Origin of the sequence: Arthrobacter sp. RT-1 (genome assembly GCF_003367205.1) — a bacterium.
GTDB lineage: Bacteria > Actinomycetota > Actinomycetes > Actinomycetales > Micrococcaceae > Arthrobacter.
The window spans coordinates 1-12,171 of record NZ_QRGQ01000019.1 but is presented as its reverse complement, the minus strand read 5'-3'; the positions used below and the strand labels follow the sequence as shown (position 1 = coordinate 12,171).

15 protein-coding genes are annotated in these 12,171 nt (G+C 66.4%); 14 read left to right on the top strand and 1 reads right to left on the bottom strand.

The window, feature by feature from the left end; genetic code table 11:
- The first annotated feature begins 150 nt into the window (after positions 1–150).
- The 14 genes from rpsP to DXK94_RS14695 all read left to right on the top strand — a co-directional run bounded on the left by rpsP (position 151) and on the right by DXK94_RS14695 (position 10,699).
- Positions 151–561, top strand: a complete 411-nt coding sequence (gene rpsP / locus DXK94_RS14760; RefSeq protein WP_079598982.1) for a 30S ribosomal protein S16 — start codon at positions 151–153, stop codon at positions 559–561.
- A gap of 1 nt (position 562) precedes the next feature.
- Positions 563–805 (top strand): RNA-binding protein, encoded by a 243-nt coding sequence (locus DXK94_RS14755; RefSeq protein ID WP_009359302.1) that lies wholly within the window; start codon positions 563–565, stop codon positions 803–805.
- 105 nt (positions 806–910) lie between these two features.
- The gene (rimM, locus tag DXK94_RS14750) at positions 911–1,459 is read left to right on the top strand and encodes a ribosome maturation factor RimM (protein WP_115525549.1); all 549 of its coding nucleotides are present in this window, start codon (positions 911–913) and stop codon (positions 1,457–1,459) included.
- Positions 1,460–2,269, top strand: a complete 810-nt coding sequence (trmD, locus tag DXK94_RS14745; RefSeq protein WP_079598962.1) for a tRNA (guanosine(37)-N1)-methyltransferase TrmD — start codon at positions 1,460–1,462, stop codon at positions 2,267–2,269. It begins immediately after the preceding gene.
- Between the two features lie 269 nt (positions 2,270–2,538).
- Entirely contained in the window at positions 2,539–2,898 is a 360-nt protein-coding gene (gene rplS, locus DXK94_RS14740; protein ID WP_079598963.1) for a 50S ribosomal protein L19, read from the top strand.
- A gap of 86 nt (positions 2,899–2,984) precedes the next feature.
- Complete coding sequence (gene lepB, locus DXK94_RS14735) at positions 2,985–3,662, top strand: signal peptidase I (RefSeq protein WP_115525548.1); 678 nt, start codon at positions 2,985–2,987, stop codon at positions 3,660–3,662.
- On the top strand, positions 3,663–4,505 hold the full coding sequence (gene lepB, locus DXK94_RS14730; RefSeq protein WP_115525547.1) for a signal peptidase I: 843 nt from the start codon (positions 3,663–3,665) through the stop codon (positions 4,503–4,505).
- 130 nt (positions 4,506–4,635) lie between these two features.
- Positions 4,636–5,367 carry a ribonuclease HII gene (locus DXK94_RS14725; RefSeq protein ID WP_395929452.1) on the top strand — a complete coding sequence of 244 codons (732 nt, stop codon included), beginning with the start codon at positions 4,636–4,638 and terminating at the stop codon, positions 5,365–5,367.
- Positions 5,368–5,419: 52 nt separating this feature from the next.
- The gene (locus DXK94_RS14720; protein ID WP_009359307.1) at positions 5,420–5,746 is read left to right on the top strand and encodes a DUF2469 domain-containing protein; all 327 of its coding nucleotides are present in this window, start codon (positions 5,420–5,422) and stop codon (positions 5,744–5,746) included.
- Between the two features lie 107 nt (positions 5,747–5,853).
- A complete protein-coding gene (locus DXK94_RS14715; RefSeq protein WP_115525545.1) occupies positions 5,854–6,210 on the top strand; it encodes a YraN family protein in 357 nt (118 codons plus the stop codon).
- On the top strand, positions 6,211–7,755 hold the full coding sequence (locus DXK94_RS14710) for a YifB family Mg chelatase-like AAA ATPase (RefSeq protein ID WP_115525544.1): 1,545 nt from the start codon (positions 6,211–6,213) through the stop codon (positions 7,753–7,755).
- On the top strand, positions 7,752–8,951 hold the full coding sequence (gene dprA / locus DXK94_RS14705; RefSeq protein ID WP_115525543.1) for a DNA-processing protein DprA: 1,200 nt from the start codon (positions 7,752–7,754) through the stop codon (positions 8,949–8,951). The genes DXK94_RS14710 and dprA overlap by 4 nt, the downstream gene beginning before the upstream one ends.
- Positions 8,952–9,026: 75 nt before the next feature.
- A complete protein-coding gene (locus DXK94_RS14700; RefSeq protein WP_115525542.1) occupies positions 9,027–9,953 on the top strand; it encodes a tyrosine recombinase XerC in 927 nt (308 codons plus the stop codon).
- A 242-nt stretch (positions 9,954–10,195) separates the two neighbouring features.
- A complete protein-coding gene (locus tag DXK94_RS14695; RefSeq protein ID WP_009359312.1) occupies positions 10,196–10,699 on the top strand; it encodes a DUF3145 domain-containing protein in 504 nt (167 codons plus the stop codon).
- 102 nt (positions 10,700–10,801) lie between these two features.
- Here DXK94_RS14695 and DXK94_RS14690 read toward each other — a convergent pair whose 3' ends face one another.
- The gene (locus tag DXK94_RS14690) at positions 10,802–12,037 is read right to left on the bottom strand and encodes a beta-ketoacyl synthase (RefSeq protein ID WP_079598971.1); all 1,236 of its coding nucleotides are present in this window, start codon (positions 12,035–12,037) and stop codon (positions 10,802–10,804) included.
- Between the last annotated feature and the right edge of the window lie 134 nt (positions 12,038–12,171).

Sequence of the window (12,171 nt, the reverse complement as noted above, 5' to 3'; positions counted from 1 at the left end):
CGCTGATCTGGCACAATAGACAGGTACTCGATCTGCGTGGCCCCTCTCTCCGCGTCCGGATCCTGTCCTTCGAACCCGCAAGTACGGCCCGCCCCACGGGTGCAGAAAGCCGGGTTCACCCCCTTTTCTGAAACAGGAGTGACCACAAAAGTGGCCGTAAAGATTCGCCTTAAGCGCTTTGGCAAAATGCGCGCACCGTACTACCGCATCGTTGTCGCCGACTCACGCACCAAGCGTGACGGCCGTGCCATCGAAGAAATCGGCAAGTACCACCCCACCGAAGAGCCCTCATACATCGAGGTCAACTCCGAGCGTGCCCAGTACTGGCTGTCCGTCGGCGCCCAGCCGTCCGAGCAGGTTGCAGCCATCCTGAAGATCACCGGTGACTGGCAGAAGTTCAAGGGCCTGCCGGGTCAGGAAGGCACCCTGAAGACCAAAGCTGAGAAGGAAGCCTTCGTTGCCCCGGAAAAGGGTTCCGTGATCATCCCGGAAGCCATCACCAAGAAGGCAGCCAAGTCTGACGCCGCCGAGGCCGAAGCAGAGACCACCGAGGCTGAGTAAATTGCTGGCAGACGCGCTGGAACACCTGGTCCGGGGAATCGTCGATTCCCCGGACGATGTCAAGGTCAGCTCGAAGAGCAACCGCCGCGGGGACACCCTCGAGGTGCGCGTTCACCAGGATGACCTCGGACGGGTGATCGGCCGCCAGGGCCGCACGGCACGCGCTCTGCGCACCGTTGTGGCAGCCCTGGCCGGCGGCGAACCGGTAAGGGTTGACGTCGTCGACACCGACCGCCGCCGCTGAGCGTCCGGCAACATCAGTTATGCTCCGGCCCCTCCACCATCAGGTGGAGGGGCCGGAGTGCTTTTCCCGAACAACCGCAATCCACACATTGGAACAGAGGAACACATGCAGCTTCAGGTGGCCCGCATTGGCAAGCCCCACGGCATCCGCGGGGAAGTCACGGTCCAGGTCCTGACCGATGCCCCTGGGGACCGGTTTGTCCCCGGCACCGAGATGGTGGTTGACCCGGCGGCCCTGGGCCCCCTGACGGTGAGCAGTGCGCGGTGGAACAAGGACATCCTCCTGCTCGGCTTCGAAGAGGTGGCAGACCGCAACCAGGCAGAGACACTGCGCGGCGCCAAGCTCTTCATTGAAACCGAGGAGCTGGATGAGGACGACGACGAAGGCTGGTACGAGCACGAACTCGTTGGACTCGAGGCCCGGGTGGGCTCAGACGTGGTGGGCAAGGTTGCCGCGCTCAACACCGGGACCGCGCAGGACCTGCTCATGGTCACCACCCCGGAAGGCAACGAAATCCTGGTTCCGTTTGTCGAGCAGATTGTTCCCGAGGTCAACATCGAGGAAGGGTACATCCTCCTTACGCCGCCGGCCGGCCTTTTCGAGCTGAACGCGGAGGCCGAAGCAGCCCCCTCGGAACCAGAAGGCAACGCCTAAATGCGCATCGACGTCGTCAGCATCTTTCCCGAGTACCTGGCGCCCCTTGAACTCTCGCTGATCGGCAAGGCCCGGCAGGACGGAATCCTGGACCTCCACGTCCACGACCTCCGCAGCTTCACCACCGACAAGCACCGTTCCGTGGACGATACCCCCTACGGCGGTGGCGCGGGCATGGTCATGAAGCCGGAACCCTGGGCGCAGGCCCTCGCCTCCATCGCCGAAGAGCGGCCCCGGGCCGAGGGCAAGCCCGTCCTGATCGTCCCCTCGCCCGCAGGGGAGCGGTTCACCCAGGCGCTGGCCTACGAACTCGCGGAGGAAGAGCATCTTGCTTTCGCCTGCGGGCGCTACGAGGGAATCGATGAGCGCGTGATTGAGTGGTCACGCGAGCACTTCGATGTGCGGCCGGTCAGCCTGGGGGACTACGTCCTCAACGGCGGGGAAGTGGCCGTCCTGGCCATGGTGGAGGCCATCGGCCGGCTGCTGCCCGGCGTGGTGGGCAACCCCGAATCATTGGTGGAGGAGTCCCATTCCGACGGCCTCCTGGAGTATCCCGTGTACACCAAGCCCGCCGTCTGGCGGGAGCGGGAAGTGCCTGCCGTGCTGCTGAGCGGCAACCACGGCAAGATCGCCCAGTGGCGCCGCCACGAGCAGTTCCGCAGGACGGCGTCGCGCCGCCCGGACCTGCTGGAAGGTTTCGACGCCGGAAGCCTCCCCCGTGCGGACCGCACCGAACTGCAGAACCTGGGATACGACGTCGTGGACGGGAAGCTGGCCCGCCGCCCCGAAGCGACCGGGCAACACCCCTGATTTGCGCCGCCCGGCGTACCCTGCCTGCCGGGGCCCGGCAGGATTGGCTGTAACGGTTCCACTGTGGCAAAATTAGTCCTTGTGTCTGCTGGGTCCGCACCTGCCACAGGGGGAGCGCAACCAACAGCTTAGGCAACCGGCCTCGTCAACCATTGAGGCGGCCGGACCACTTAACTTTCGGCAGCAATTTCCGGGCCGCTGACAAGCGCCCGGGCTTGCCTGCCGTGACCCAAAGTGAATGACCTGTGGCGTTCACCAGGAGTGCAATCATGCATATTCTCGATTCCGTAGATGCAGCTTCGCTGCGCACCGATGTTCCCGAGTTCCGCGCGGGTGACACCCTCAAGGTTCACGTGAACATCATCGAAGGCAAGAACTCCCGCGTCCAGGTGTTCCAGGGCTTCGTCCTTGGCCGCCAGGGTGACGGCGTCCGCGAGACCTTCACGGTCCGCAAGGTCTCCTTCGGTGTCGGCGTTGAGCGTACCTTCCCGGTACACTCCCCGATCATCGACAAGATCGAAGTTGTCACCAAGGGCGACGTTCGCCGCGCCAAGCTTTACTACATGCGTGCACTGCGCGGTAAGGCTGCAAAGATCAAGGAAAAGCGCGACTTCAGCACCGCCAAGTAAGTCCCTCCCGGACCTACGAAGGCTGGGCCACAGCCGTAACCGGCCAGCGCCGGAGCCCATCAGCACCAGCGCAGCAGGATACGGACATGGACCAGACAAAACGCCAGCCCCCAAAAATGGGCTGGCGTTTTGCGTTCCTGGCGCTCCTCCTGGCGGTCGCGGTCAGCGGCCTGGTCCGGTCCCTGTGGATTGATGTCTACTTCATCCCGTCCGAATCCATGGAGCCTGTCCTGGAGGGCGGAGACCGGATCCTCGTATCGCGGACCGGCTTCCAGGAAGAACCGATACGGCGGGGAGACATTGTTGTCTTTGACGGGCGGGGCACGTTTGCGCCGCTCAACAGCGGCCGGGGCCCGCTCGCGGACGCCGCATCGGGAATCACCCAGTGGCTCGGACTCACCGGCAGCGACACCACCTACGTCAAGCGGGTCATCGGACTCCCCGGTGACACTGTGGTCTGCTGCGATGCGGGAGGAAAGATCACCGTCAACGGCCAGATCCTGGAGGAGCCGTACATTTTCGACGGCGACGCGCCCAGTACCCAAAGGTTCAGTGCGGTGGTCCCGGACGGCCGGCTGTGGCTGCTGGGCGACCACCGTTCCCTGTCCGCAGACTCCCGCAGCCTGCTGGGCGCTCCCGGCGGGGGGATGGTGCCCATAGACCGGGTTATCGGCAGGCCCGTCCAGATCGTCTGGCCGCTTGATAGATTTGCTCCAGTACCACGGCCGCCCGCGGCTGAACCAACCATAGAGAACGGACAGTAGATGCCCGAGAACCACGCGCGGACACCGGAACCGCGCCACGACGGCACTTCGGATACCCCGGCCGGCCCGGCCTCCGGGGCAACTGTCCCCGGCGCGGACGAACCGGCCCCCGCGTCTCCTGCCCCGGCGCCGGCGGAAAGCCGTTCGGCTGCCAAAGCGGCGGACAAGCCGACCGGCAATCCGGTGTTCGCCTGGCTGAAGGAAGTGGCCACTGTTGTGGTGATCGCCGTCGTGCTCTCCTTCCTCATCAAGACTTTTCTTTTCCGGGCCTTCTTCATCCCGTCCGAATCCATGGTGAACACACTGGATGTCGACGACCGGATCTTCGTCAACCTCCTGGTGCCTGAACCCTTCTCGCTCAGCCGCGGGGACGTTGTGGTCTTCCGCGACACCAAGGGCTGGCTGCCGGCAGCGCCCGCAAAGGCGGAGGGGCCGTTTACCTGGGTGCAGGACGGTCTGACGTTCGTTGGGCTGCTGCCGGACAACTCGGAGCAGCACCTCGTCAAGAGGGTCATCGGCCTGCCCGGGGACCACGTGGTCTGCTGCGACGCCGGCGGTAAAATCACTGTTAACGGGACCGCCCTTGACGAAACGTACGTCAACCCTGCCGAGGTCCCGCAGGTCCGCAACTTCGACGTCGTTGTCCCGGAAGGGAAGGTGTGGGTGATGGGTGACAACCGGAACCACTCCGCCGATTCCCGCGCGCATATGGACGCCGACGGCGGCTTCATCGACGTCGACGACCTCGAGGGCAAGGCAGCGGTCATCGCGTGGCCTTTGAGCCGGATCACCTCCCTGGACAACCACCCGGACGTGTTCCGGAACGTGCCGGCGGCCCCCTGACATGTGCCCGGCAGTCAAGGCGGGCCCGGCTAAGGCCGATCCGGCACAGACGAATCCGGCACAGGCCGCTCCTGGAAGGACCCGGTCCGGATCCACCAAGGTATCCGCCGTCCGCGCCAAGGCCCCGACGTTGCGCCACGAGCGGTCGTTCAAGGCGCAGGGGGTCCGGTACCTTGCCGGGGTGGACGAGGTGGGACGCGGTGCACTGGCAGGCCCGGTGAGCGTGGGCATCGCCGTGGTCGACCTCGAACGGCAGAAGTCACTGGCCGGGGTGCGGGACAGCAAGCTCCTGGCCCCTGCGGAGCGGGAGCGGCTGGAGCCCCTGGTGCGGCGGTGGAGCGTGGCCTCCGCGGTGGGGCATGCCTCCGCCCAGGAGATTGACGCGCTTGGCATCATCGCCGCGCTGCGTCTGGCCGGTACCCGTGCCTGGCATGACATCCTTGCCGGCGGAGTTACCCCGGACATGGTGCTGCTCGACGGGAGCCACAACTGGCTCTCGCCAGCCGGGCAGCCGTCCCTGTTCGATCCGCCCGTCCCCGACGTTGCCTGTGACGCCCCGGTGCATACCAAGGTTAAGGCGGACATGCAGTGCCTGAGCGTGGCCGCCGCCAGCGTCATCGCCAAAGTTGAGCGGGACCGGACCATGCGGGAACTGCACGTTGAGTACCCCGACTTCGGCTGGGACATCAACAAGGGGTATGCCACTGCGCTGCACCGCGACGTGCTCCGCGCGGCTGGGCCTACTCCCTACCATCGGGTGAGCTGGCGCCTGCTGGGCGGGGAGCTGCAGGACGGGGAGCTGCAGGACGGGGAGCCGGACCCCGGTGGGCTGCCCGGCGGGGAAGATTCAGCGGAAGACTGAGTCCTGCCATGCCCCGGCGCCTGTGGCGGTGGAGATGGTGCAAGATGGAACCATGAGTGCTGAAGATCTTGAAAACTATGAAACCGACATGGAGCTGCAGCTCTACCGTGAATACCGCGACGTCGTCGGACTGTTCAGCTACGTTGTCGAGACCGAACGGCGCTTTTACCTGGCCAACCATGTTGATCTTCAGGCCCGCAGCGCGGACGGTGAAGTCTACTTCGACCTGACACTGCAGGACGCTTGGGTGTGGGATGTGTACCGGTCGGCGCGGTTCGTCAAGAGCGTCCGGGTCCTCACATTCAAGGACGTTAACGTGGAAGAGCTTCCGCGCAACGAGGAGCTGGCCATGCCCAAGGACGTGGACCTGGGCAACTAGCGCGGGCGCGACTCCACTTCTCCTCCACATCCTGCCCGGTCCACATAGGGCAGTTGTTCCCTTACCTCCGCTTGCTTCCGGCAGCAGGCTGGTTGCGGAGGTAGAAGATGAAATCAAAAGACCTGTTGGGCCGGCACGGCGAGGACCTCGCCGTCGGATACCTTGAATCCCTGGGCATGCTGGTGGTGGAGCGCAACTGGCGCTGCACCGAGGGCGAAATAGACATCGTGGCCCTCGACGGCGACGCGCTGGTCATTGCCGAAGTCAAAACCCGCCGCTCGCTGGATTACGGCCATCCCTTCGAGGCCGTCGGGCCCGAAAAGCTCGCCCGGCTTCACCGGCTCGGTTCGGCGTGGTGCCGGGACCGGGAACTGCGGATGCCCCTGCGGCGCGTGGACGTGATAGCGGTCGTGGACGACGGCGGCGGCGAACCCTTGGTGGAGCACCTCAAGGGGGTGGGGTGAATGGCGCTGGGCCGCACGTACTCCATCGCGCTGGTGGGTTTGAACGGGTACATAGTGGAAGTTGAGGCCGATATCGGCCAGACCCTCCCGGCTTTTGTGATCCTCGGCCTGCCGGATGCCGCCTTAAATGAAGCCAAGGAGCGCATCCGGTCCGCGGCGAAGAACTCCGGCATCCCGCTCAGCCGGCGGAAGATCACCGCCAACCTGATCCCGGCATCGCTTCCCAAGCGCGGCTCGGGTTTTGACCTCGCTGTCACCATGGCTGTGCTCCGGGCCGCCAACGACATCAAGCCGACTGGCCGCACGGTCTTCATCGCGGAACTCGGGCTTGACGGCCGGCTCCGGCCCGTCCGGGGAATCCTTCCTGCCGTGATGGCCTCGGTGGAGGCCGGCTATCCGGAGATCGTGGTGGCGCAAGCCAACCACGCCGAGGCGTCGCTGGTTCCCGGCGCCAACGTCCGCGGATACCGGACCCTCGCCAGGCTGGCGCTGGACTTCGGGGCAGACCCGCAGGAACTTGCCCTGGATTTCGAACCGGACGACGCCGATGACTACGGCGACGCGCCCGGCGGGGCCGTCAGCTGCCCGGACATGGCGGATGTGTCCGGCCAGGGCGACGCCCGCCGTGCCCTTGAGGTCGCGGCTGCCGGAGCCCATCACCTGCTGCTCACAGGTCCGCCGGGCGCCGGCAAAACCATGCTCGCGGAACGCCTGCCAGGCCTGCTGCCTGACCTTGGCGACCATGAATCCATGGAGGTCACCGCCATCCACTCGTTGTGCGGCCTGCCGTCATCCGCGGTCCAGCTCCTGCGCCGGCCGCCCTTTGAAAACCCGCACCACTCCGCAACCGCCGCTGCCATCATCGGCGGCGGCTCCGGGCTGCCCCGGCCGGGAGCGGCATCGCGGGCACACCGCGGGGTGTTGTTCCTGGACGAGGCCCCCGAGTACGAACGCCGGGTCCTCGATGCCCTGCGGCAGCCCCTGGAGAGCGGTGAGCTGGTCATCCACCGGTCCGCAGGAACCGCTGCCTACCCCGCGCGTTTCCAACTGGTGCTCGCCGCCAATCCCTGCCCGTGCGGCAAGGCCTCCGGCAAAGGGCTCGATTGCACCTGCACCCCCATGATGCGGCGCCGCTACCTCGCCAGGATGTCAGGGCCTTTGCTGGACCGCGTGGATATCCAGCTCCAGGTCGAGCGGGTGTCCCTGGCCGAGTTCGGACAGGCCGGGGAAGAGGAGGATACGGCATCAGTTGCCCGGCGGGTGCGGGCTGCGCGTTCCCGACAGGCCGAGCGGTTAGGCACGTTCGGGTTGGAGACCAATTCGCAGGTGCCTGGCCGCATCCTGCGCGGGGAGTTGCGGCTTCCCCCAACTGCCACCCGCATCCTCGACCATTCCCTGGAACGCGGCGTCCTGACAGCCCGCGGCTACGACCGGGTTCTGCGCCTGGCGTGGACCCTTGCCGACCTTGCCCATCGGGACGTCCCCGATACAGACCACATCGGGCAGGCCCTGGGCCTGCGGCAGGCAGCGGCGGCCGCGGCATGAAGGAACAAACCATCGATGCGGAACGGCTGGCACGCGCCGCGCTGTCACGGCTCATGGAGCCCCAGGACGCTGCGGGCCTCGCCCTCGTCCAGCTGGCGGGCGCGGTGGACGCCCTCGGAATCGCCACCGGCCAGCTGAAGGCGGGGCCCGACCTGGAGCGCGAAATCACCGGACTCCTTGCTGACGACGGCTCCGCCACAAGCTGGGCCGGAATGGCCGCTGCGCTTAAGCGTTGGCAGCCACGGATCCCTGACCTGGCGCCGGAACGCGACCTCGCTACCATGGCCCGCCTGGGCGGACGGCTCATCATCCCGTCCGACGATTTATGGCCCGGCCAGTTGGCCGACCTTGGAATCCAGGAACCGATCTGCCTGTGGTGGCGCGGCCAGGAGCAGCCGCTCCCGGCCGCTGACACCTGTATCGCCCTGGTGGGGTCGCGGGACAGCACCAGCTATGGAGCGGCCGTCACGGGCGACCTCGCCTACTCGCTCGCGCAGCGCGGATTCACCGTGGTCTCGGGTGGCGCATACGGCATCGATGCCCATGCCCACCGGGCTGCGCTGGCCGGGGGCTCCGGCGCCGTACCCACCATCGCCGTGATGGCGGGCGGTGTGGACCGGTTCTATCCGTCCGGGAACGAGGATCTCCTGCGGGCTGTCTGCAACCAGGGAGCGGTGCTTGCCGAGGTACCTCCCGGTTCTGCGCCTACCCGGTACCGGTTCCTGCAGCGGAACCGGCTGATTGCCGCCCTGTCTGCGGTAACCGTCGTGGTGGAAGCCCGATGGCGCTCCGGGGCACTTAACACCGCCCACCACGCCGAAACGCTGGGCCGGGCTGTCGGGGCCGTTCCCGGATCGGTGCACAGTGCCAACTCGGCAGGCTGCCACCGGCTGCTGCGGGACGGGGGAGCGGTGTGTGTCACTGATGCTGCAGAAGTGGCGGAGCTGGCATCACCAAGCGGTGCAGCGCTGCCGGAACAACGGCCGGGACGCGCCCAGGTCCAGGATGGGCTCACCCTGGAGGACCTGATCCTCCTGGATGCGCTGCCGCTGCGCTCCACCACCTCTGTCGAGAAACTGTCGGCAGTCGCCGGCCTGGGTGTCGAATCGGTGCGCGCCGGGCTCGGCCGCCTGGGATTGCTCGGGCTGGCAGTTTCGGAACGGGGCGGCTGGAAACGCGGCAAGGCATCAGCGTGATTGGGCACCAATGCTGTGCAGCGGCCTGGCCGTGTCAGCCGGCGGTTCGCCGGCCAAAACTGAGACAGTAGGAGAGTGGATCATGAGGAATTGCCCGCAGAGCTCGAGGAAGCACTGGATGCGTTCGCCGGTTATCTGTCAGGGGAGCGGGCCCTGTCGGCCCACACCCGGCGGGCGTACCTGGGTGACCTGCGGAGCCTCCTGGCCCACGCAGCAACCGAAGGGGCCGCCGGACTCAAGGACCTCGAGTTGGGGACGCTCCGCCGCTGGCTGGGGGTGCAAAGCCAGGCAGGTGCCGCACGGGCAACCCTTGCCCGCCGGTCCGCCACCGTAAGGTCGTTCACGGCCTGGGCGCTGCGCGAGGAGCGGATCGCAGCCGATCCCGCCCTCAGGCTGAAGGCGCCCAAACGTGAACAATCCCTGCCCGGCGTCCTGCAGACTTCCCAGCTCACCCGTCTGCTGGCAAAGATGGAGGAAGCGGCAGCCGACGGTGAACCCATGGCAGTCCGCGACCGCGCCATCGTGGAACTCCTCTATGCCACAGGCGTACGCGTGGGTGAACTGGCAGGCCTTGACATCGATGACCTGGACCCGGACCGCCGGACACTGCGGGTCATCGGCAAGGGCAACAAGGAACGGACGGTGCCGTTCGGTGTTCCGGCTGCTGTCGCGGTGGATGACTGGCTGCGGCGGGGCCGGCCGCTGCTGGCCAGGGACACCAGTGGTCCGGCACTCTTCCTTGGTGCCCGCGGGGGACGGGTGGACCAGCGGCAGGTCCGGGCTTTGGTGAACAGCCTCTTCGGGTCACTGGGGGACACCTCGGCATCCGGACCACACGCCCTCCGCCACTCCGCAGCCACACATCTCCTTGACGGTGGCGCGGACCTTCGAGCGGTCCAGGAAATCCTGGGACACAGCAGCCTCGCCACCACCCAGATCTACACCCATGTTTCGGTGGACCGGCTGCGCAAAAGCTACCAGCAGGCACACCCCCGGGCATGAGTGACAGTGTGGGTAATCGCACTGGCGTAATTCGGCGGGGTACGGCACAATAAGAGTCACGTCCGGCAACTTTCAAGTGGCGCTTGAAGCTCATGAGGCTTTACGCGGCGCGGCAAGTCCGGACACAGCTTAATCCGATACATCTGAATAACCGGGCAGGCAACTCCCGCAGGAAAAGGCACAGCAGTTCCATCCAGGCAGAGGTCGTTGGGGAAGACGTACCTAGAGCTATGGAGGATGGAATGTCTGTTGCAATGACCCGTGGTGTGCTGTTTGTTCACTCGGCCCCTACGGCCCTGTGCCCTCATGTTGAGTGGGCCATTGGCTCCGTCGTGGACAAACGGACGGACCTTGAGTGGACCCCTCAACCTGCCGCGCCCGGAATGTTCCGTGCCGAGCTGTCCTGGACCGGGACACCCGGGACGGGAGCCAAACTGGCGTCCTCGCTCCGCGGCTGGGCGCATCTGCGCTTCGAGGTCACGGAAGAACCGAGCCAGGGTGTGGACGGCGGCCGCTGGTCCCATACCCCCGAACTCGGTATTTTCCATGCGGTCACCGACGTGCACGGCAACATCATGGTGTCCGAGGACCGGATCCGCTACGCGTACGAGTCCGGAGCAGGCGATCCCGCAGCGGTCTACCACGAGCTGTCGCTCGCACTGGGCGAGGCCTGGGACGAGGAACTTGAGCCCTTCCGGCACGCCGCCGAAGGCGCTCCCGTGCGCTGGCTCCACCAGGTGGGCTGACCGCCGTCGTACGTTTTTCAGTAAGGACTCCATAGCAAAGAGGAGGCCCCGCCAGCCGGCGGGGCCTCCTCTTGTGGTCCGGGATCAGGCCCGGGGCCGGTGTCAGACGCTCCGGACAGCGACGACGGCGTTGTGGCCGCCGAAACCGAAGGAGTTGCTCAGTGCCACAATGTTGCCTGCCGGCAGGTCGCGGGCAGACGTGACAACGTCCAGCGGAATTTCCGGATCCTGGTTTTCGAGGTTGATCGTGACAGGCGCTTTGCGTTCGTAGACGGCGAGCACGGTGAGGACGGCTTCGACGGCACCGGACGCACCCAGGAGGTGGCCCATCTGCGACTTGGTGGCCGAAACCGCCACGTTGTCGATGTGCGAACCGAGGGCGGCGCGGAGGGCCGTGTATTCCGGCTTATCACCAACGGGGGTGGACGTGGCATGGGCGTTCACATGGACCACGTCTTCAGCCTGGATCCGGCCGTCGAACATGGCTGCCTTGAGTGCGCGGGTTGCACCGAGGCCTTCGGGGTCCGGTGCGGTGATGTGGTACGCGTCGGCGGTAACGGACGTTCCGGCGAGTTCACCGTAGATCCGGGCTCCGCGTGCCAGCGCGTGCTCTTCGGCCTCAAGCACCAGCGCGCCTGCGCCTTCGCCCATCACGAAGCCGTCGCGGCCAAGGTCGTAGGGCCGGGATGCGCGCTCCGGTTCATCGTTCCTGCGCGAGAGGGCCTGCATGGAGGCGAAGGCCGCGAGGGGCATGGGGTGGATGGCGGCTTCCGCGCCGCCGCACATCACCACGTCCGCTTTGCCCGAGCGGATCAGGTCCAGGCCCAGGTGCAGGGCCTCAGTGCCGGAGGCGCAGGCAGATACGGGCGTGTGGGCGCCTGCACGGGCTCCCAGGTCCAGGCTGACAGCCGCCGCAACACCGTTGGGCATCAGCATGGGAACGGTCATGGGGAGGACCCGGCGGGGGCCCTTTTCCTTCAGCGTGTCCCAGGCGTCCAGCAGGGTCCAGACCCCGCCGATGCCGGTCGCGAAGGCAACAGCCAGGCGGTCCTTGTCGAATTCGGTGATGCCGGAGTCGGCCCAGGCCTCGCGGGCAGCGATGACGCCGAACTGGGTGGAGGGGTCCATCCGCTTGGCCTCGACACGGCTGAGCACGTCAAGTGCCGGGGTGCTGCACCGGGCGGCGAAGTGGACGGGAAGCTCGTACTTGGCGACCCAGTCGTCTTCCAGGGTGCGGGCACCGGAGACCCCCTTGAGCGCGTTGTTCCACATTGTGGGTACATCGCCGCCGATGGGCGTGGTGGCACCCAGACCGGTAATGACTACTTTGCGTGTCATGGGATCACTCTCTGTCGGTGGGAATCCGTCTCCGTCGTCCGGAGGGTCCCGCGTGTTGTTGAACGGCGCTCGGCCGGATAGGAAGCAGGAGTGCCGGCTGGGGCACGCTGCTGAAAAAAGCGGCGGGCTGCCGG